Source organism: Streptomyces rhizosphaerihabitans (genome assembly GCF_025399795.1).
In the GTDB taxonomy this organism is placed as follows: Bacteria; Actinomycetota; Actinomycetes; order Streptomycetales; family Streptomycetaceae; genus Streptomyces; species Streptomyces rhizosphaerihabitans.
The window spans coordinates 97,136-118,754 of sequence record NZ_JAODTZ010000013.1 but is presented as its reverse complement, the minus strand read 5'-3'; the positions used below and the strand labels follow the sequence as shown (position 1 = coordinate 118,754).

Sequence of the window (21,619 nt, the reverse complement as noted above, 5' to 3'; positions counted from 1 at the left end):
TCCGCGATTTCGTCGGCCTTCACCGGGCTCGGTCCCATGTCGGAGAAGTGGACGCCTCTACACCATTTGGTGTGGGGGCGTCCGTATGTTCGGGCAGCCCTCCGGGGAGTCAGTGGGTCCGGATAGGCTGGCAGGATGACGCGAGCCGAGCAGCCAACGGCCCAGAATTGGGCCCCCGACGACTCCCTGGTCGCGGATTCACGCGAGCGTGCCGTCCGCGCCCTGCTCCGTCAACCGCAGCTGAAGCGGTTGTGGAGCGCACACCTCGTGGGAGGTGTCGCGGACGCACTGGCCCTGCTCGTCCTGGTCGTCCTCGCCCTCCAGGCGGCGATCTCCGAGGGTTCCTTCGGCGGTGGCGCCCGCGGGGCCGCCCTCGCCGTGGCGGCTGTCTTCGGAGCACGTGTCCTCGCGACACTGCTCTTCGGAGCCGTGCTCCTCGGGCCGCTGACGTCGCTGACCTCCCCCGACGGGCTCCTCGACCGGCGCTGGACCATGCTCGGAGCCGACGGCCTGCGGGCCGCGCTCCTCATCGTCGCGCCGCTTTTCATCGACTGGACCCCGGACAACGCGCTCGCCGTCCTGCTGGTCATCGTCTTCGTGTCCGGAGTCGCCGAGCGGTTCTGGACGGTGTGCCGGGAGAGCGCGGCGCCCGCGCTGCTGCCCGCGCCACCGCTGGAGGGTGCCACGGTGCGCCCGCTGCCGGACCACATGGACGCGTTGCGGCGGCTGTCCCTGCGTACGGCGTTCGTCGCGGTACCGATCGCGGCCGTCGCCCTGGTCGTCGTCTCCCTGGTCAGCAACCTGCTGGGCGCCGGGATCGACTGGTTCGACCAGCACCAGGCGGCGCTCGCCTCGTACGTCGCGGCCGGACTGTTCGCGGCGTCCCTGTCGGTGATCACGTTCCTCGAACTGCCCGACGCCCGAACCCCCCGCGCGCGGTCGCCGCTCGAAGGGCTGCGCCGCCCGAAGACGGGCACCGGCATCGACAAGGGCCGCACCGGCGCGATCCCGCTCCTGGTGCCGGCCTGCGCGGCCGTCGCCGGGGCGATCTCGGCCGCCGTCGCGGTCTCCGTGCTGGACGCCATCGACCTGGGCGGCGGACCGGTGACGTACGGGCTGCTGGTGCTGGCCCTGACCGGCGGCGTCGTCGTCGGCATCCGCACGGCACCCGCGCTGCTTCCGTCGCTGTCGCGGCGCAGGCTGCTCGCGCTCGCGATCGCCTTCACCGGGGTCGCGCTGCTGGTCGCCGGCCTGGTCCCGGATGTCACCACCGTGCTGCTCATCGTCGCCTTCGCCGGTACCGGCGCGGGTGTCGCCGCCAACACCGGGCACGCGCTCCTCGACCAGGAGGCCGAGGACTACCGCCGGGCCCGCACGACCGAACACCTTCACGCGGTCGTACGGGTCTTCGTGGCGGTCGGTGCGATCGTGGCGCCGCTGGTGGCCGCCGCGATCGGCCCGCACCGCCTGGAAAGCGGCAAGTTCGTGTTCGCGCACGGCGGCGCCGCCTTCACCCTCATGCTGGTCGGCGCACTCCTGCTGCCCGTCGCCGCCGTGGTGCTCGCCAAGGTCGACGACCGTTCCGGGGTGCCGCTGCGCAAGGACCTGCTGGACGCGCTGCGCGGCGGTGACGACCCGGCACAGGTCGCCGCGACGAGCGGCTTCTTCATCGCCCTGGAGGGCGGCGACGGGGCCGGCAAGTCCACCCAGGCTCAGGCAATCGCCGACTGGATCCGGGCCAAGGGCCACGAGGTCGTCGTGACCCGCGAGCCGGGCGCCACGCCGGTCGGCAAGCGGCTGCGCTCGATCCTCCTCGACGTGTCGTCCGCGGGCCTCTCGCACCGCGCCGAGGCGCTGCTGTACGCCGCCGACCGAGCGGAGCACGTCGACACCGTGGTGCGGCCCGCGCTGGAGCGGGGCGCCATCGTCATCTCCGACCGCTACATCGACTCCTCCGTCGCCTACCAGGGCGCCGGCCGCGACCTGTCCCCGACGGAGATCGCCCGGATCAACCGGTGGGCGACGGACGGGCTCGTACCGCATCTGACCGTGCTGCTGGACGTGTCGCCGGAAGCCGCCCGCGAGCGGTTCACCGAGGCGCCCGACCGGCTGGAGTCGGAGCCCGTCGAGTTCCACACGCGCGTGCGGTCCGGTTTCCTGACGCTCGCCGCCGCCGACCCGAGCCGCTACCTGGTCGTCGACGCCGCGCAGGAGCCCGAGGCCGTCACCACGGTCGTTCGGCACCGGCTCGACGTGATGCTGCCCCTCTCCGAGGCCGAGGTGAAGGCCCAGGAGGAGGCGCGCAGGGCGGCCGAGGAGGAAGCCCGGCGCAAGGCCGAGGAAGAGGCCGCCCGCAAGGCGGAGGAGGAGCGCCTGGAACGCGAGCGCCAGGCGCAGCTCGCGAAACTGCGCGCCGAGGAAGAGGAGCGCAAGCAGCGCGAGCTGGAAGAGGCCCAGCGCCGCGAGGCCGAGCGCCAGGCGGAGGAGGCCCGGCAGCGTGCCGAGGAGGCCCGCCGTCGGGCCGAGGAGGAGCGGGTCCGGCTGCTTGCCGAGGAAGAGGCCCGCGCCGCGGAGCAGGAGCGGGTGCGCCGGCAGGCCGAGGAGGAGGCGCGGCTGCGTGCCGAGGCCGAGGCGCGCCGTCTGGAGAAGCAGCGGAAGGCCGAGGACGCGTTGCTGCGCGCCGAGGAGGCCCGACGGATCGCTGCGGAGGCGGCTGCCGCTTCGGCGGCCGCGGCGGCCTCGGCCGAGGCCGCGGTGTCGAGCGCCGGGACGGGTACCGGGGCCGGTCCGAGGGGCGGTGCCCCGACCGGTCCGGGGGCCGGCACAGGGACGACGGGGCGCGATGCCGGCGCCGGGACGGGACGCGACGCCGGTGCGTCTTCGACAGTCTCGGCGTCTTCGTCTCCGTCACCTTCTACGGCTGCCTCCGCCTCCAGGCCTTCATGGGCCGCGGCGGCTTCCGGGCCGGACAACGAGACGACGCTGCCCACGCCGGTCGTAACCAACCCGGCGACCGACGAGACCACCGTGCTTGCGCCCGTACGACCGGCTGAGGGACGTGCCGCCAAGCGTCCGGCGTCCCGTTCCGACGTCGAGGACACGGCCACGCTGCCGAAGCCGCCGGTTCCGGGTGGGGCGGCGGACGAGACGGCGGTGCTGCCGCCCGTCTCTCCGGCTTCAGGTGCGGCCGACGAGACGGCCGTCCTTCCTCCGGTACGGGACGGAGGTGCGGGGGCCAGGGCCGACGCGCCGTCCGGTGATCCCGCGGACCGGATGCCCCGGGGCTTCTTCCGTGACGAGCGGCCGGGGGCCGGGCCCGAGGGCCCCGTCGACCGCACGCGGGAACTGCCGCAGGTGGACGAGACGGGCGCCCCGCGCCGCAGGCCCCGCCCCGACTGGGCCGAGGAGACCCCGCTCGACGACCTCCCGACCCTGGCGGACGAACTGCTGGGCCCGCGCGAGGACGAGGACGACTGGGACGAGGGGCAGGGCCAGGGGCGCGGCGGGCGGCGCCGCTAGTCTCCGGCCGCCGGACACGGCGCGCGCGGAAACACGCGCCGCCGAGGTCCGGGGCGGTCCGGGGCGGTCCTGGCGATGCCGGGGCCCCGACGGTGCTCCGACGGCCCGGCGTCCGGCGGCGGGCAGTTCGCGTTCGGCGGCCTGTGGGCCGGGTCTGGCAGGCTGCGGTCCGGCGGTATGCATCCCGCTCCCCGCGCGCGGCTCTCGGTGTCCGGCTCCCCGTCCGGCTCCCCGTCCGGCTCCCCGTGTCCGGTGAGCGGGTGGGTGGGGCCCGGTTGTCAGTGGCGACCCGCACAATGGACGACGCGAGACAAAAAGCGATGGAAGGGCGGAGCCCATGCCTGTGTGGGACGACCTGGTGGGCCAGGAAAAGGTGAGCGAGCAGCTCGCCGCCGCTGCCCGGGACGCCGACGCCCTTGTCACCGCGGTCGCCGCGAAGGCCCCGCTCCCCGAGGCGTCCAAGATGACGCACGCCTGGCTGTTCACGGGCCCGCCCGGTTCGGGCCGTTCCACGGCGGCGCGGGCGTTCGCGGCCGCGTTGCAGTGTGTGAGCCCCGACCGCGCGCTCGGCGGAATCCCCGGCTGCGGGTTCTGCGACGGCTGTCATACGAGCCTGGTCGGGACCCACGCCGATGTGCAGATCGTCCGCACCGACCTGCTCTCCATCGGCGTCAAGGAGACCCGCGACCTGGTCCGTCGCGCGCAGCTGTCCCCCGCCGTCGGCCGCTGGCAGGTCATCGTCCTGGAGGACGCGGACCGCCTCACGGAAGGTGCGGGCAACGTCCTGCTGAAGGCCGTCGAGGAGCCCGCTCCCCGCACGGTCTGGCTCCTGTGCGCGCCGTCCATCGAGGACGTGCTGCCCACCATCCGCTCCCGCTGCCGGCTGCTCACACTGCGCACCCCGCCGGTGGAAGCGGTCGCCGACATCCTCGTTCGCCGTGACGGCATCGAGCCCGACGTCGCGGCGGCCGCCGCGCGCGCGACGCAGGGCCACATCGGACGGGCCCGCCGCCTCGCGACCGACCCGAGCGCCCGGCAGCGCCGCGCCGCCGTCCTCAAACTCCCGCTGCGGATCGACGACATCGGCGGCTGCCTCAAGGCGGCGCAGGAGCTGATCGACACGGCTTCGGAGGACGCGAAGCAGCTCGCCGAGGAAGTCGACGTCAAGGAGACCGAAGACCTGAAGACGGCGCTCGGCGCGGTGCAGGGCGGCCGGATGCCGCGCGGCACGGCGGGCGTCATGAAGGAGCTGGAGGACCGGCAGAAGCGCCGAAGAACGCGTACGCAGCGCGACAGCCTGGATCTGGCTCTGATCGACCTCACCGGCTTCTACCGCGACGTACTCGCCCTTCAGCTCGGCTCGCGCCTGGCCATCGCCAACGTGGAGGCGGGGGACACGCTGGAGCGGCTGGCCCGCGGCAGTTCGCCGGAGTCGACCTTGCGCCGCATCGACGCGATCGCCGCGTGCCGAGAGGCACTCGACCGCAACGTTGCCCCGCTGCTCGCCGTGGAGGCGATGACGATGGCGCTCCGGGCGGGCTGATCCCCTTGCACGCGCGCCGCATGCCATCCGCGCCGCATGCCATCCGCGCCGCATGTCTCCATGATGTGGTGCAGGGCCTGGTGCGGTGTGCGGCCCCGGCCATCGGGCGGGACGTGCGGCCCGGACCATCCGGGCGTGGTCTGCGTGGCTTGCGGGCCTGGGCGGCCCGGTCAGGGGTGGCGCGCCCGGCGACCGGTTGACCGACTCACTCGTATGAGCCGGTTACGAAACTGAAGGTGATCAATTGATCGCGCAGGGCTACGCTCGCGAGATGCATATGAGGCGCACCGCTCGGCCGGCCCGACCCCTTCGTGCGGGCGGCGTGCTGCTGGCCGCTGCGGTGCTGCTCATCTCCGCCTGCTCCTCGGGGAGTTCCACGACGACGGCCGCGGCGACCGAGGCGGCGCTCACCGCGCTGCCGCGCGCCACACCCTCGGCGCTGTCGCCCTACTACCAGCAGAAGCTGAACTGGCGCAGTTGCGGTGTCCCCGGCTTCGAATGCGCCACGATGAAGGCGCCGCTCGACTACGCGAAGCCGGGCTCGGGCGACGTCAGACTGGCGGTCTCCCGCAAGAAGGCCACGGGGCCGGGCAAGCGCCTCGGTTCGCTGCTGGTCAATCCGGGCGGGCCGGGCGGTTCGGCGGTGGGCTATCTCCAGTCGCACGCCGGGATCGGCTACCCGGCGGACGTCCGTGCCCGCTACGACATGGTCGCGGTCGATCCGCGCGGAGTGGCCCGCAGTGAGCCCGTCGAGTGCCTCAACGGCCGTGCGATGGACGCGTTCACGCAGACGGACACCACTCCGGACGACGGTCGGGAGACGGATCAGCTCGTCGAGGCGTTCAAGAAGTTCGCGGAGGGCTGCGGCGAGCACTCGCCCGAACTGCTCCGGCACGTCTCCACTGTCGAGGCGGCCCGCGACATGGACATCCTGCGGGCCGTGCTGGGCGACGAGAAGCTGAACTACGTCGGGGCGTCGTACGGGACGTTCCTGGGGGCGTCGTACGCGGGCCTCTATCCGGACCGGGTGGGCCGGCTCGTCCTGGACGGCGCGCTGGACCCGTCCCTCACCGCGCGCAAGCTGAACGAGGAGCAGACGGCGGGGTTCGAGACGGCTTTCCAGTCCTTCGCGAAGGACTGTGTGCGGCACAGTGACTGCCCGCTCGGCGACGCGGGTACGAGCCCGGATCAGGTGGGCAGGAACCTGAAGGCGTTCTTCCAGCAGCTGGACAAGGAGCCCATCCCGGCGGGCGACCCGGACGGCCGCAAGGTCGGGGAGGCGCTCGCGACGACCGGGGTGATCGCGGCGATGTACGACGAGACGGCCTGGCCGCAGCTGCGTGACGCGCTCACCTCCGCGATGAAGAAGAACGACGGCGCGGGCCTGCTCGCCCTCTCGGACAGCTACTACGAGCGTGACGCCGACGGCCAGTACGCGAACCTGATGTCCGCCAACGCCGCCGTGAACTGCCTCGACCTGCCTGCCGCCTTCTCCGGCCCGGACCAGGTGGAGCAGGCGCTCCCCGCCTTCGAGAAGGCGTCCCCCGTCTTCGGTGAGGGGCTGGCCTGGGCCTCGCTGAACTGCGCGTACTGGCCCGTGAAGAACACCGGCGAGCCCCACCGCATCGAGGCGAAGGGCGCCGCGCCGATCCTCGTCGTCGGCACCACCCGCGACCCGGCGACCCCGTACCCCTGGGCCCAGTCCCTCGCCTCCCAGCTCTCCTCCGGGACCCTCCTCACCTACGTCGGCGACGGCCACACCGCCTACGGCCGCGGCAGCACCTGCATCGACTCCACGATCAACCGCTACCTCCTCCAGGGCACCCCTCCCGAGAAGGGAAAGCGCTGCTCATAGCCCTGCCGGGCACCCCTGGAGCGCACGCCCCGAGGCGGGTGCGGAGCACCCCCGGAAACTGTGTAGACTTACCGACGTTGCTGATCGCACCATAGGTGTGGGCAGCGCGCCGCCTTAGCTCAGATGGCCAGAGCAACGCACTCGTAATGCGTAGGTCTCGGGTTCGAATCCCGAAGGCGGCTCTGTGGAAGCCTCAGGACTCACTCGCCGTGACCTGGGGCTTTTACTTTTGCGTGATCTCTTTGTGGTCTGAACCGCTGCCCGATTGGGCGCCAGGGTGGTGGCCCGGTGGGGGCCGATCCGGGGCCCGCGCGAGTCCGGTCCGCCCCCTTGGGCCCGGTCTCCTTCGCTTGGTACCAACCCCGGCGCGGGTCCTGTGATGCCCGGCGCCTGCACCTTCGCCGCGGCGGGCTTCGTCGCCGACCCGGCGACGCGCGAGATCCCGCTCCTTCAACCGGGCGCGGTGATCACTGACCCCCGATCGCCGGCAACAGCATGGCGGGCAGGGGCGGTTGAGGGTTTCGGCCAGTCCGCAAACCCGCTCGCTCCCCTGTCGGGGCGGCCGCTAGAGTCCGACGCGTTGCGTGATGTTCACGACAACCGTACAAAAGAGCGCGGTCGGCCTCCGGATGTTCGAGACAGCGAGGCCGCGCCATTCCCGTGGGGGGAATCCAGTAGTGAGAACACGCTCTTTGGTGTCGGCGGCAGTGTCCGCTGCACTGGGCGCCGCGCTCCTCGCCGCGCCGGCGCTGGCGTACGCGGCCGACGGCGACACGCCCGGGCAGTACCCGGCGGCCACCGCGACCACGGATCCGACGGCTGATCCGACGCCGGCGTACCCGACCACCAGCGCCCCGTCCGGCACTCCTTCGGACACCCCGACCCCGTACGACCCGCCCATCGGTGAACCGTCGGACACCCCGACCTCCGCCGATCCGACCCCGTCCGACCTGCCCTCCGGAGACCCGACGCCCGCCCCGAGCGGCAGCGCGCCTGCCGCCGACGGCACCGGTGCCCCGGTGTTCGGCGACGTCGGCTCCGACCCTTCCGACGCCGGCTTCCTGACGGTCGCCGTCTCCTCCGATTCGGCGATCACCGAGGTGTCCGCCGACCTGACCGAGCTGCGCGGCACGGACCCGGCGACCATCGCAGTCACCGGTTTCACGCTCGTCTCCGGCACGCCGCAGGACGGTGTCTGGCGCTCGCCTCGCATGTCGCAACTGCCGTCGTACGGCAGCTACGACGTGACGGTCAGCGCCCAGGACAGCGACGCCGACAGCAGCTCGTCGGCGCACGCCACCACCGTGGACGTCGAGCCGAAGCCGGTCTTCGCCGATCGCAGCATCAGCCCCGCCGTGCTGGACGTGGAGCACACGCACGTCACACTCGGCGGCCGCATCTCGCTCTTCGACCCGATCACCGGCGACACCTCGCCGCTGGCCGGCAAGACGCTGAGCGTGGTGGCCGAGAACGGCTACAGCACCGTCACCGCTGCCGACGGCAGCTACGCGATCGACGTGGCACCGAAGTTGAACGGCGACAACGCCACGTCCGTGCCGGTCTCCCTCTCCTTCTGGATCGCCAACCCCGACGGCACGAACACCTATGTGCTCGTCGACTCGAAGACCCTGCCGGTCGTGGTCAGCCCGAGCCGGATTCGGCTGGACCACTCCAGCGTGCGGATCAAGTTCGGCGCCAAGGCGTCCTCGTCCGGTGTCGTGGAGTACCTGTACGACGGCACCTGGCGCCCGGCCAAGGGCGTCGCGGTCGACATGGGCTACTACGCCACGGCGACCAGCGGTGCCGGCGGGCGCTTCACCCTCACCGACCCGTACATCCCGTACGACGACGGCACGTTCACGGTCGAGACCACTCGCGACAGCTACCTGGCCGACCCGTATCTGACCGCCTCGCACGCGCAGTTCAAGGTCGACGTCATCAACAAGACGAACATCTGCTTCTGTTCGAGCTGGATCGACGAGTACTCCGACCTCCACATTCAGGGCAGCATGAACGCCAGCAACGGCAAGGTGCCGCCGAACCGGAAGCTGTACCTCCAGCAGTCGGCCGACGGCAAGACCGGCTGGAAGTCACTCGGCTGGTTCACCGCGAAGTCCGACGGCACCTTCAACCTCGACGGGTACGTGTCGGTGCCGAAGGGCTACTGGCGGCTGTACTCGGCAGGGTCGTCGGACTACCAGTCCGGCTACTCCAACTCCGTACACTTCAACCGCACCGCCACCCGGATCACCGGCTTCAACGCCGGTCCCGAGCCGGTGCGCAAGGGTCACACCGTGACCACCACCGGCACCTTGCAGCGGCTGAGCGGCACGAAGTGGGTGGCGTTCGACAAGCAGCGCGTCCACATCCTCTTCCAGGCCAAGGGCAAGAAGTCCTGGACCGAATTGGGCTCCGTCAAGACCGACTCGCACGGCCACTTCACCGCCCGCTTCACCGCGAAGCAGGACGGCACCTGGGTCGGGTTCTACGTCGCGTCCGGCTCGTACGTGGACGCCGAGAGCTACCACGACTACGTGGACGTGCGCTGAGCAGCCTTTTGCGACGACCACGGCGAAGGGCGCCCCGGGAACCTCCGGGGCGCCCTTCGCCTTTGCGGCCGCTTGGCTACGCGCCACCAGGAGCTCCGCCTGCAGCAGGATGTTCCCCGTAGCTGCACTCAGCGCCGGGAATTCCGCGCGGGCTGCTGGTTCGGTGGTGCCGGAATCGTTGTATCTTCGATGGTGGAGACTGCCACGATCGAAGGAGTCGGCTCATGGTGCGCAGCGGCAACGCCGAGCAGCACGGGGCTTCCCCCCGGAAGGACTTCCTCATCGCCGAGCGTCCCGGCTATCTGCTCCACAAGGCGGGGCTGGTGCTGGTGGAGGACGTGGAGAAGGCGCTGGGCTCGGTCGGTATGCGCATCCGCGACTTCTTCGTGCTGGCGGCCCTGGCCGGCGGGCCCGAACTCTCTCAGCAGGACCTGAGCCGGCTGCTCAATCTCGATCCCACCACGGTCGTGACCGTGATCGACGAGATGGAGCGCAACGGGCATGTCGAGCGCCGCCGCAACCCGGCCGACCGGCGGCGCTACAACCTGATCCTGACCGAGTCCGGACGTGAGGCGCTCGCGACGGCTGACCGGGTGGCCACGGAGGTCGAGTCGGCCTTCTTCGGCGTGCTCGCGGAGGATGAGCGCGAGGCGCTGCGCAAGATGCTCGGCGTGCTGATGGCGGGCCGCTGGCCCGCGTCCGTCTGCTCCGACTGACATACGCGTTCCGACTGGCGCACACGTTCCGGCCGACACACACGTCCTCGAGGAAGCCCGCGGTGCCGCGTGAAACCGGCGCCGCGGGCTTTTGTCGTGCCCGTGACCGTCATTTCGGGTGAGCGCCCGCGGGCCGGCGATGGGCCGTCGGCCGGTCGCCCTGTCGGTCGCTACCGACCGTCACGGTCGTTGACGTACGGCTTTTCTATCATCTAGATTTCCATCATCTAGAGATCCCACTGATCGGAAGGCTCTCGTATGTCCGCAGAACGCGCGTTATCGCCCACGAGGTGGTGGACACTCGGGATCGTCGCGTTGGGCTCGTTCATGCTGATGCTCGATCTGAGCGTGGTGTCGATCGCGCTCCCGCAGATCCACCGCTCCCTGGGAAGCAGCTTCGCCGACCTGCAGTGGGTGTTCGACGCCTACGCCCTCACGCTGGCGATCTTCCTGGTGGCGGCGGGCTCGATCGCCGACCGGATCGGCCGCAAGAAGGTCTTCCAGGTCGGTTTCGCCGTCTTCACCGCCGCTTCCCTGGCCTGCGGTCTGGCCGACGGTGCCGGGCAACTGAGCTGGTTCCGGGCCGTCCAGGGTGTCGGCGCCGCCATCATGTTCGCGGTCGGTCCGGCGATGCTCAGTCACGAGTTCCACGGCAAGGAGCGGGCGACCGCCTTCACCGCGTTCGGCGCCGCCGTCGGTCTCGCCGTCGCCACCGGCCCGCTCATCGGCGGCTCGCTGATCAACGCGCTGTCCTGGCGCTGGATCTTCTACATCAACGTTCCGGTCGGTGCGATCGCCCTCCTCGTCGGTGCCCTGCGTGTCCGCGAGTCGCTCAACAGGCGGGCCCACCCCACCGACTGGGCCGGTCTCGCCACCTTCAGCGTCGCGCTCGGAGCGCTGGTCCTCGCCACCATCCGCGGGCCCGTGGAGGGCTGGACCAGCGGCACCACGCTCGGCCTGTACGCGGGCAGCGTGCTCTTCCTGGTTCTCTTCGTCGTCATCGAGCGGCGGCTGGGCGAGCGCGCGCTGATCGACCCCGCGTTCTTCCGCAGCCCCACCTTCGTGGGCATCTCGCTCGTCGCCATGATCGGCAACGCCGGAGCCCTGCCGTCGGTGTTCTTCGAGACCAGCTACCTGGAGAACATGCTGCATGTCGACGCCTGGGGCACGGGTCTGCGGTTCCTGCCGCTGACCGGCGCGATGTTCGTGGCCGGTGCCCTCGGCGGCGGTCTCATCGGCAAGGTCCCCTTCCGGGTGCTGCTGGGCGGCTCGACCCTGGTCATGGGCATCGGCATTCTGTTCCTGAACCTGACCAGGGCCGACTCGTCCTGGACCGTGCTCGTCCCGGCGCTGGTCATCGCCGGCTTCGGCATGGGCGCCTTCAACCCGGCCAGGGCCGCGCTGGCCATCGGCGTCACGGAACCGGCCAGGGCCGGTGTCGCCTCCGGCATCAACGAGACCTTCCAGCAGGTCGGTATCGCCGTCGGCATCGCCGGCGTCGGCGCGTACTTCCAGCACGGCGTGTCCCAGGACTTCACGTCCTCCGCGGTCGGCAGGCAGATGGGGAACGCAGCCGCGGAGCAGGCCGCCCACGGCATCAGTGCCGGCTCCCTGGACGCCGTCGCCGAGGCCGCGGGGCCCCTGCGCGACAAGGTGCTGGCCACCGGGCAGGACGCGTTCATGAGCGCCTTCCACGGCGCCATGACCCTGAGCGCGATCCTCGGGTTCACCGCCGCGCTCGTCGGCTTCACCATGCTGCGTACGAAGGATCTGCACGCCAGCGCGCTGTCGACCATTCCGCCGGACGTCGACGAGGACGCTGGGGTACGTCCCGACGGCTCGCCGGACGTCGCGGTGGGCGCAACGGCCTGACGCCGGCACTCCGGAACACCGTCAGTGGCCGCCCGGGTCGTGGGACGAGACCGCGATCGTCTCCTTGCGGAAGTAGCTCGGGCGGAACGCGCTGTACAGGAACATCAGGACGGCTCCGAGGAGGAGTGCGCCGATGCCGGTGACGAAGACGCCGCCGAATTGCCAGTGCGGCGGGAACGGCAGGGTCCACGACGTGCTGCCGTAGTCGGCGGCCGCGTACACGAAGCAGGCGTTGATGAAGAAGTACAGGAGCATGGCGCCGCCGAGGCCCGGCATGATCCCGCGCGTCCAGAGGTCGCGCGGGCTGCGGGTCAGCACCCTGCGGTAGTACCAGACGCAGGCGAAGCCGGTGAGACCGTAGTAGAAGGCGATCATCAGTCCGACCGAGCCGATGGAGTCGGCCAGGACGTTCTCGCTCACCCGGGTCAGCATGACGTAGAAGGCGATCGAGGCCAGGCCCATGCCCACGGTGGACCAGGTCGGGGTGAGGAACCGGGGGTGGATGCGGGCGAAGCGCTGAGGGATGGCCTTGAACGCGGCCATGGACAGGGTGGTGCGGGCCGTGGGGAGGATGGTCGTCTGGGTGGAGGCCGCCGCCGAGGTGAGGACCATCACGATCAGAAGCTTCGTGGCGACCGTGCCCCAGCCCCCGGTGCCGAAGACCTCGGAACCGAGACTGGAGAGGACGTCTCCGGAGTTGTCCGGGTTCCCCAGGCCGATGCCGTGCTCGCCCACTCCGGCGAACGCCTGCGCGGACGTGGTGACCATGAGGTAGACGAGCAGCAGGATGACGGTGGAGATGACGGCCGCGCGGCCCGGGGTGCGGTCGCGGTCGACGGTCTCCTCGTTCACGGACACCGCGGTGTCCCAGCCCCAGTAGATGAACACTCCGGCGAGGATGCTCTTGGTCAGGTCGTCGAAGGAGTTGATCTCGAAGGGGTTGAACCACGACCACGAGATCTCCGACGAGACCGCCGGTGCCGTACCGCCGTACACCTTGACCAGGGCGGTGACCGCCAGCAGACAGAGCACCACGATCTCGATGGTGAGCAGCGCCTTCTGCAGGTTGGCCGAGAGCTCGATGCCGATGTAGCAGATCAGGGTCATGACGGCGATCCACAGGACGCCGACCACGGTGACCCAGAACGTGTTCTGCGCCAGCCCGTCCGCGCCGATGAGCTGGAAGCCGTACGCGCCGGCGATCTGGGCCAGGTTGGCCATCACGATGATGTCGGCCGCGACGATGCCCCAGCCGCCCAGCCAGCCGGTACGGGGGCCGAAGGCCCTGGCCGCCCAGGTGAACGTGGTGCCGCAGTCGGGGTCGGCCCGGTTGAGTTCCTTGTAGCCGTAGGCGATCAGGAACATCGGGATGAACGCCAGCACGATCACGATCGGTGACTGGAAGCCCACGATTCCGACGATGACGCCGAGGGTCGCCGCGAGGCTGTAGGCGGGGGCGGTGGAGGCCAGCCCGATCACCGTGCTGGAGAACAGACCCAGGGCGCCACCCTTGAGGCCCTTGTCCGTGGCCCCCGGTCCCAGTGGAGGGAGCGGTGCGGGCGGCGGGACGGATGGTGAGCTCATGGCGCCCTCCGGAACCTTGTGGCGCCCGCCGGTGGTGGACCGGGCGCCCGCTGTCCCCGGCTCCGGACTTCCTCGGTGATCCCCGGGGATCACCGAGGAAGTCCGGGGGCACCGGGCCGCTCCCACCAGCATGAACCCGCTCGTTGCCAACCGGTAGTCGAGCTGCGGGTTCCACCCGTGAACCGGCTCCCACCCCTGTCCCGGCACGAGCGCGGCGGGATGCCTCGTACCGGCTGCCCGACGGTGTCACCTATGTCGCTCGGCTGGAACTCGCGGACGGGACCGAGAATCCGCTGCCCGCGATCGCGGAGTTCCGTGAGTTCCGGGCGGGCCTGAGGAACTGGATGGCCGGGCCGCCCGCCGTCGAGCACTTCGAGGTCAGAGGCGCGTACGCGGGCTGACCGGACCAGGCGGTGTCATCCTGCGGGGATGACGGGATCCAGCGCGGCGGGCGGCGGGTACTCCGGTACTCCGCTCGCCCGGAAGATCGGCATCAAGACGGGGCACCGGGTGCGGTTGGCCCACGGGCCACGGGACTGGGAGATCCCCGGACTGCCGGAGGGCTGCGAGGTCGAGGACGGCGGTCCGAAGGGGGCGGACGTCACCGTCGCCTTCTTCCGGGAGCGTGCCGAACTGGTGGCACAGGCGGCCGGATTGGTCGCAGACCTGTCCGATGCGTCCATGCTCTGGATCGCCTGGCCGCGCCGCGCGGCCGGGCACCGCAGCGACATCACGGAGAACGATCTGCGGGACCTTTTCCTGCCCCTCGGCGTCGTCGACGTGAAGGTGGCGGCGCTGGGGGAGGACTGGTCGGGGCTGAAATTCGTCCGGCGCAAGGAGAATCGGCGCCACTGATCGTGGACGTGATCGTGGACGTATGGGTGTAGATCAGGACGTACGTACGGCGGGCAGGGTGGCGTACGCGAGGGGGAATTCCGGTGAACGGCTAGCATCGCGGCACAGTTGTCGGCCGGGATGGGGTGGGTTTCGTGTCACAGGCGGAGGAGGGGCCACGGATCGCCGTTGCCGTGGTCACCATGGGCAACCGGCCCGTCGAGGTCGACGCACTGCTCACCTCCGTGGCCAAGCAGGACGTGGCGCCCACCCGGATCGTGATCGTCGGCAACGGCTGCCCGCTGCCGGAGTTCGCCGAACGCCTCGGCCTGCCGGGCGAGGTGACCACCGTCGAACTGGACGACAACCTCGGCTGCCCCGGTGGCCGGAACGTCGGCCTGAGCCGGCTCCGTGAGTTCGGGGACGTGGACGTCGTCGTCGAGCTCGACGACGACGGGCTGCTCGTCGACGGCGACGTGCTGCGCAAGGTGCGTGACCTGTACGCCGCCCGGCCGCGGCTCGGCATCGTCGGCTTCCGCATCGCCGACGAACACGGGGAGACACAGCGCCGTCATGTGCCGAGGGTCGGGGCCAAGGACCCGATGCGCGGCGGACCGGTCACCGGCTTCCTCGGGGGCGGCCACGCGCTGTCCATGCCGATGCTCGCCGAGACCGGGGACTGGCCGGCCGAGTTCTTCTTCGCGCACGAGGAGACCGACCTCGCCTGGCGGGCCATAGACGCCGACTGGACCGTGCTGTACGAGCCCGAACTGCTCCTCCAGCACCCCAAGACCTCGCCCGCCCGGCACGCCATCTACTACCGCGTGACCGCCCGCAACCGGGTCTGGCTCACCCGTCGGCGGCTGCCCCTGGCGCTGATCCCCGTGCACCTGGGCATCTGGATCGTGCTCACGCTGCTGCGGACGCGGTCGGCCGGCGGGCTGAGGGCCTGGTTCGGCGGATTCGCGGAGGGGCTGCGGCAGTCCGGCGGAGAGCGACGCCCGATGCGCTGGCGGACCGTGTGGAGGCTGACCCGTCTCGGGCGCCCGCCGGTCATCTGACCCGGCTCGCGGATCCTGTACGGACGGAGGCCCCGGTCGATCACCTCGCGACCGGGGCCTCTGACGTCCCCGGATCCGGCCGCGGCGGCGACACTCCCCCGAGTTACGCGTAGTACGCGCGCACCGTCGGGCCAGATCCGATGGACTGATCACATCAGGCCACGCCAACGGATCGCTAACATGAGGCCAACGGTTCCCACGGGAACGATCAGTCGATCGGCGTGAACTCGCCCCGAGAGGGCGGGAAACCGCCGTGGTGCGCGACCGGAGCGGTCGGGCGGAAAGGCAGTGGGGCGGCGTGATGCGGAACGGGCTGCGGTTCGGGCTGCTGGGGCCGCCGGTCCTGTACGACGCCGACGGCGGGGTCGGCTCGATCGGCAGCGGCAAGATGCGAGCCCTGCTGGCCGCACTGCTCCTGGAACCGGGCCGGGTCGTCTCCGTCGACGTGCTCAAGGACGCGCTGTGGGGCGGGACGCCACCCGCCTCCGCCCAGGCGTCCCTGCAGAACCATGTGACCCGGCTGCGCCGTCTCCTCGACGATCCGGAACGGCTGCGCGCCGTACCGCCGGGGTACGTCCTGCGGGTCGGCGAGGGCGAGTTGGACGTCCGCGTCTTCGAGCGACACGCCACCGTCGCGCGCGACGCGCACGCCGAGCGCGACTGGGAGCGGGCGCTGCGGGAGTCCACCGCCGCGCTCGCGCTGTGGCGTGGCACCCCGCTGAGCGGGTTGCCGCCCGAGACCGGCGGACACGCCTTCGTCCAGCGTCTGGAGGAGGCCCGGCTACTGGTCCTGGAGTGGCGGTACGAGGCGGAACTGTGCCTCGCCCCGACGGCCTCCCGGCTCGACCGGCTGGCACCGGAGCTGGCCGCCCGCACGGCCGAGCATCCGCTCCGCGAGTCGTTCCACCGGCTTCTGATGCTTGTCCTGCACCGCACCGGGCGCCAGGCCGAAGCCCTCGTGGTCCACCGCGACCTGCGGGCCCGCCTGGTCGACGAACTCGGCATCGAGCCGGGGTCCGCCGTGCGCAGGGCCCACCTGGAGATCCTGCGGGACGACGAGTGGGTCCCGGGTGAGGTCCGCGCTGCCGACCGGACCCCGGGCGGGAGCCGTGCCGATGACCGGGTCATGGGCGGGGGCGGGCCACGGGGTGGCGCTGGGGACCAGGGCGGAGGCAGGGCCGGGGACAGGGTTCCGGGCGGGGACGCCGACCGGGGGAGGAACGGTGACCACCGTACGAACGGTGACCGGGGCCGGGATCACGGCCGGGGCATGGACGGTGACAGCGACCGGACCTGGAACAGCGGCGGGGACGGGAGCAGCGACGGTGACGGGGCCGGAGACGTCAGCGACGACCGGATCTGGAGCGGGGACGGTGACGGGAGTAGCGACCGGACCTGGAGCAGCGACGGAGACAGAGACGGAGACAGGGACAGGGACAGGGACAGGCGCGGCGACCGACGCGGTGGCCGGGAAGGGAACGGCGGGGCGGCGGAATCCGCAGCCGGCTCCGCCCGGGTCGACCGGGCCACGGCTTCGCCGCCCCGCCCCGCCCAACTCCCGCCGCCCCCGGCACACTTCACCGGCCGCGAAGACGCCCGTGACCGGCTGTGCCAGGTCCTGGACCCGGAACACTCCGTGGACCTGACGCACCCGAAGGTCCCGGCACACCCGGACGGCGGGCCCGACGGCTCACCATCCGAAGGCGCGGCGGCAGGTGTGCCGGCAGGTGCGCCAGGAGGCACGCCCGGCGACGCGACGATCGCAGGGACGGCCGGCGGGACGGTCGCCAGGACGGCCGCCGGCAGGGCAGCCGACGGGGCGCAGAGCGGTTCGCGAGGCCGGTCTTCCGGAGGCGACCCCGCCACCGGGATGCCTCGTGTCGCGGTGATCAGCGGGATGGCCGGCGTCGGCAAGAGCGCGCTCGCGCTGCACGTCGCACACGGCCTGCGGGAACGATTCACCGACGGTCAGCTGTACGTCAACCTGCACGGCGCCACCCCCGGCATGACCCCGCTCACCGCCGGTCAGGCGCTCGCCGCACTCCTGCGCGACCTGGGCGCGGAACCCCGGCGCATCCCCGAACACCCCGACGCGGCGGCGGCGTTGCTCCGCTCGATGCTCGCGCCCACCCGCACGCTCATGGTGCTGGACGACGCGGCGCACGCCGCGCAGGTGCGGCCGCTGCTCCCGGCGGGCGCGGGCTGCGCGGTGATCGTGACGAGCCGCTCGCCGCTCACCGCCCTGGACGGCGCCGACCGTTTCCCACTCGCGCCGCTGACGGACGAGGACAGCGCGGCCCTGCTCCGCGCGGTCTCCGGCCGCCGGGACGGACTCGACGGCGGGCATCCCCTCGTCGAACTCACCGGCCGGCTGCCGCTCGCCCTCCGGGTCGTTGCGGCCCGCCTCGCCGCCCGCCGCGCTCTGACCCCCGATGTCCTGGCCGGTCAACTGGCTGCCACGGAAGGGCGGTTGCATCATCTGGAGTACGACGACTTGAGCGTGCGCCGTTCGCTCGCCGTCGCGCACGACGCCCTGCGCGCCTCCGAGCGCGAGGCCGACCGGGACGCGGCGCTCGCCCTGTGCCGTATCGGCGCGCTCGACCTGCCCGCTTACGGGGCCGCCCTCGTCGCCCGCCTCACCGGCACCGACGAACGCCGGGCCGAGGCCGCGCTCGACCGCCTGGTCGACGTCGCCCTCCTGGAGGAGACCGCCTACGGCCGCTACGCGCCGCATGACCTCGTACGGGATTTCGCCCGGGAGATCGCGGGCGCGGCGGAGTGCGTCCTGGCGGCAGCGGCAGCGGGCGCAGGCGTGGGTGTGGGTGCGGGCGTGGGTGCTCCGGCGGCCGGGAGTGTCTTCGGAGGCCCGGTCGTCGTCGCCTATGGCAGTGGCAGTGGCAGTGGCAGTGGCAGTGGCAGTGGCAGTGGCAGTGGCAGTGGCAGTGGCAGTGGCAGTGGCAGTGGCAGTGGCGGTGGCGGTGGCGGTCCGGCCGTCCCGGGCGGTCACGGCGATTCCGTTCCCCTCGGTCATGACGCGCTCGTGGCCGAGCGCGCCCTGCGCTGGTACGCCGGTGTCGCCGCCCGCTCCCTGGAGGCGATCCTCGAACCCGGCCTCGACCGGGAGGACCGCAGCAGGCCGACCGCCTCGCAGCCGGCCGGGCACGCGGCGGACGTCGCGGCCACGCCCCCGTTCTGTTCCGCGCGGGAGGCCTTCGCCTGGGGCGACACGGAGCTGGCGAACGTGGTCGCGCTGGCGGAACGGTACGCGCAGACCTCGCCGTACGTTCCCGTGCTGGCCCGCATGCTCAACCCGTACGTCCAACGCAGCGGCCGGGTGGCCGAGTTGGAGGTCCTTCACGAGGCCGCACTCGGGGCGGCGCGACTGCTCGGCGACGAGGCCGCCGAGGCGTACGCGCTGGGAGACCTCGGAGGCCTGCACTTCATGACCGGCCGTGTGGGCGAGGCCCTCACCCTGAACGACGAGGCGCTCGCGATCTGGCGCCGCCTCGGGGTGCTGTCCTGCATGCGGCGGGGGCTGAACAACCGGGGCATGCTCCTCGAAAGCCTGGGCCGTTACGCCGAGTCCGGTGAAGCCCTGCTCCAAAGCCTGTATTTCTCGCGGGAGTTGGGTGACCCTCACATGGAGGCCATCACCTACAGCCATCTCGGCAACCTGTACGAGCACACCGATCCACGGGCCGCCATCGATCACCACAAGCGCAGCCTCGCCATCGGCGACGCCGTGCAGGACGTGATCATCAGGCACTCCGCGCACTGCAACATCGGCTACGCCCACCTCACGCTCGGCGAACCGGCCGCCGCCGTACCGCACTTCGAGGAGAGCCTGCGCATCCTGGGCGGCCACGGCGACTGGCACGGCGAGTCACAGACCCGGCTCGGCCTGGTGCGCGCCCTGCGCGGCGTCGGCCACTGGGAACGGGCCGCGCGCGAGTGCGATCTGCTGCGGTGCCGCGCCGACCGTCGGGCCGACCGCTATACCGGAGGCCTCGCCCGCCACCAGCGGGGCCTGCTGCTACGGGAACGCGGCGACGCCGAAGCGGCCTACAAGGAGTGGACATCGGCGCTGGAGGACCTGGAGGAGACGGACAGTCCGGTGACGGGCGAACTGCGAAAGCTGCTCGCGCGATAACGTCTGCCGCCGACACCGGCGGCGACCTCCTTCGCCGTCCCTCGGGGCATCCGGCGCCGGAGGCGCAGAAGGCTACGCGGACGCCCTACTTCGCGTCCGCGTAGCACCGTACGACCGCCGTCGTGAAGGGGAACCGCACCGGCGTCTCCCCGAACGTGAGGCGGCCCGCGAGTTCGGCCGCGTCGCGGATGGCGGCCACCACGGTGTCGGCCTCCTCGGCGGGGCAGTGCACGATCACCTCGTCGTGCTGGAAGAAGACCAGCTCGGCGGAGAGCTGGGAGCAGGTGCGGCGCAGCGCCGCCAGCACCAGCAGGGCCCAGTCGGCGGCACTGCCCTGAACGACGAAGTTGCGCGCGAACCGTCCGCGGGCGCGGGCGTTGGAAGAGGCGTAACCCGGCACCCAGCCCTGGTCGACGGCGGTCCCGACGGGATCGTCCTGAGGGATGCCCGCCTCCTCCCCGCTGTCGTCGCCCGCCCCGACCGCCGGAGGACAGGTTCGCCCGAGCCAGGTCCGTACGAGGCGCCCCTCCTCGCCCGCGCGGGCCGCGTCGTCGACGTACGCGACCGCCTTGGGGAAACGGCGGCGGAGGAGGGCGAGGTTCTTCAGGCCGTCGCCGGAGGTCTGGCCGTAGACGGCGCCGAGCACGGCGAGTTTGGCCTGCGCGCGGTCGCCGGAGAAGGCCCGGTCCGACACCGACTGGTAGAGGTCGCTCTCACGGCCCGCGACCTCCATCAGGCCGGGGTCGCGGGAGATGGCCGCGAGGACACGGGGCTCCATCTGGTCGGCGTCGGCGACGACCAGCCGCCAGCCGGGGTCGGCGACGACGGCACGCCGGATCACCTTGGGGATCTGGAGGGCGCCGCCGCCGTTCGTCACCCAGCGTCCGGTGACCGTCCCGCCCGGCAGGTACTCGGGCCGGAACCGTCCGTCGCGCACCCAGTCCTGGAGCCAGGACCAGCCGTGGGCGACCCAGATCCGGTACAGCTTCTTGTGCTCCAGCAGCGGCTTCACGGCCGGATGGTCGATCGACTCGATCTCCCACCGCCGGGTGGACCTGACCTTGATCCCGGCCTGCGCGAAGGCCTTGACGACGTCGGCCGGCAGATCGGGTCTGACCCGTCTCCCGAAGGCGGCGGAGACCTCCTCGGTGAGCTCGGCGAGGCGCCGGGGCTCACCGCCTCCGGTGTACCGCTCGCCGAGCAGTTCGTGCAGCACGTCCCGGTGGACGTCCGCGCTCCACGGCAGCCCCGCCTGGTTCATCTCGGCGGCGACCAGCATCCCCGCGGACTCGGCGGCCGTCAGCAGCCGCATCCGCTCCGGGTGCGCGGTGGTCTCATGGCGGCGCTGCTGGTCGGCGTAGACCGTGAGGAGATCCGCCAGCGGCAGATGCACCGGGCGCGGTTCGAAGAGGGAGGACTGCGAACCGGGCTCGGCGGAACGCTGCGGCGGGTCCGGCGGCACGGGGCCGCCGCGCAGTCTCGCCAGCGCGGCGGCCGCCGACCGGGGCTCGCCGAGCCGCCCCTCATGCCCGAGCAGCAGGGTCTCGGCGGCCTCCATGTCGTAACACCGCTCCACTCGCACCCCCGTGGCGAGCAGGCGCGGGTAGACATCGGCCGTCGACCGCCACACCCACCGGCTCACGTCCGGCCGTGTCCGCACGGCCTCCGCGAGGTCCGCCTCCCGGCGGACCGGTCCCGTGGGCAGCCCGTCCGGGCCGAGGGCGGCGATCTCCACACCACCGTCCTCGGCCGGCGCGAGAGCCCAGCGCTCGGTCATGCTTCCGAGTCTCGCAGGAGGGTCTGACAATGCCGTCCGCCGCCGCGGCCGTAAGCCCGCAGGCCGTAAGCCCGCAGACCCGCTGCCCGCAGGCCGTAAGTCCGGAGGCCCGCTGCCCGCTGCCCGCAGACCCGCTGCCCGGAGGTCGCAGGCCCGGAA

At 71.9% G+C, this 21,619-nt stretch carries 12 protein-coding genes and 1 tRNA gene; 11 read left to right on the top strand and 2 right to left on the bottom strand.

All coding sequences use genetic code 11. From position 1 onward, the window contains the following. Nucleotides 1-135: 135 nt before the first annotated feature. From tmk to N4G66_RS15685, 7 genes are all read left to right on the top strand, one after another. Nucleotides 136-3,519: a dTMP kinase gene (tmk, locus tag N4G66_RS15715; protein ID WP_261704719.1), complete on the top strand. Its 3,384-nt coding sequence runs from the start codon at nt 136-138 to the stop codon at nt 3,517-3,519. 337 nt (nt 3,520-3,856) lie between these two features. Further along, nucleotides 3,857-5,062, top strand: coding sequence for a DNA polymerase III subunit delta' (locus N4G66_RS15710; RefSeq protein ID WP_261704718.1), 1,206 nt, complete (start codon nt 3,857-3,859; stop codon nt 5,060-5,062). Nucleotides 5,063-5,333: 271 nt separating this feature from the next. Continuing rightward, complete coding sequence (locus N4G66_RS15705) at nt 5,334-6,917, top strand: alpha/beta hydrolase (protein ID WP_261704717.1); 1,584 nt, start codon at nt 5,334-5,336, stop codon at nt 6,915-6,917. Nucleotides 6,918-7,025: 108 nt separating this feature from the next. Beyond that, nucleotides 7,026-7,099: transfer RNA gene (locus tag N4G66_RS15700), tRNA-Thr, on the top strand. Between the two features lie 525 nt (nt 7,100-7,624). Further along, on the top strand, nt 7,625-9,466 hold the full coding sequence (locus N4G66_RS15695; protein WP_261704716.1) for a hypothetical protein: 1,842 nt from the start codon (nt 7,625-7,627) through the stop codon (nt 9,464-9,466). Between the two features lie 224 nt (nt 9,467-9,690). Further along, nucleotides 9,691-10,182 carry a MarR family winged helix-turn-helix transcriptional regulator gene (locus N4G66_RS15690; RefSeq protein ID WP_261704715.1) on the top strand — a complete coding sequence of 164 codons (492 nt, stop codon included), beginning with the start codon at nt 9,691-9,693 and terminating at the stop codon, nt 10,180-10,182. Between the two features lie 258 nt (nt 10,183-10,440). Then, nucleotides 10,441-12,054: an MFS transporter gene (locus tag N4G66_RS15685; RefSeq protein WP_261704714.1), complete on the top strand. Its 1,614-nt coding sequence runs from the start codon at nt 10,441-10,443 to the stop codon at nt 12,052-12,054. 21 nt (nt 12,055-12,075) lie between these two features. Here the strand turns inward: N4G66_RS15685 and N4G66_RS15680 are convergent, their stop codons facing one another. Then, complete coding sequence (locus N4G66_RS15680) at nt 12,076-13,638, bottom strand: APC family permease (protein WP_261704713.1); 1,563 nt, start codon at nt 13,636-13,638, stop codon at nt 12,076-12,078. A gap of 143 nt (nt 13,639-13,781) precedes the next feature. Here N4G66_RS15680 and N4G66_RS15675 point away from each other — a divergent pair, with 143 nt between their 5' ends. The 4 genes from N4G66_RS15675 to N4G66_RS15660 all read left to right on the top strand — a co-directional run bounded on the left by N4G66_RS15675 (nt 13,782) and on the right by N4G66_RS15660 (nt 19,683). Further along, entirely contained in the window at nt 13,782-14,039 is a 258-nt protein-coding gene (locus tag N4G66_RS15675) for a hypothetical protein (protein WP_261704712.1), read from the top strand. A 28-nt stretch (nt 14,040-14,067) separates the two neighbouring features. After that, nucleotides 14,068-14,493 (top strand): DUF3052 domain-containing protein, encoded by a 426-nt coding sequence (locus N4G66_RS15670; protein ID WP_261704711.1) that lies wholly within the window; start codon nt 14,068-14,070, stop codon nt 14,491-14,493. A 182-nt stretch (nt 14,494-14,675) separates the two neighbouring features. Then, complete coding sequence (locus N4G66_RS15665) at nt 14,676-15,533, top strand: glycosyltransferase family 2 protein (RefSeq protein ID WP_261704792.1); 858 nt, start codon at nt 14,676-14,678, stop codon at nt 15,531-15,533. Between the two features lie 301 nt (nt 15,534-15,834). Next, complete coding sequence (locus N4G66_RS15660) at nt 15,835-19,683, top strand: AfsR/SARP family transcriptional regulator (protein WP_261704710.1); 3,849 nt, start codon at nt 15,835-15,837, stop codon at nt 19,681-19,683. A gap of 85 nt (nt 19,684-19,768) precedes the next feature. Here the strand turns inward: N4G66_RS15660 and N4G66_RS15655 are convergent, their stop codons facing one another. Beyond that, nucleotides 19,769-21,460 carry a bifunctional 3'-5' exonuclease/DNA polymerase gene (locus N4G66_RS15655; protein ID WP_261704709.1) on the bottom strand — a complete coding sequence of 564 codons (1,692 nt, stop codon included), beginning with the start codon at nt 21,458-21,460 and terminating at the stop codon, nt 19,769-19,771. Between the last annotated feature and the right edge of the window lie 159 nt (nt 21,461-21,619).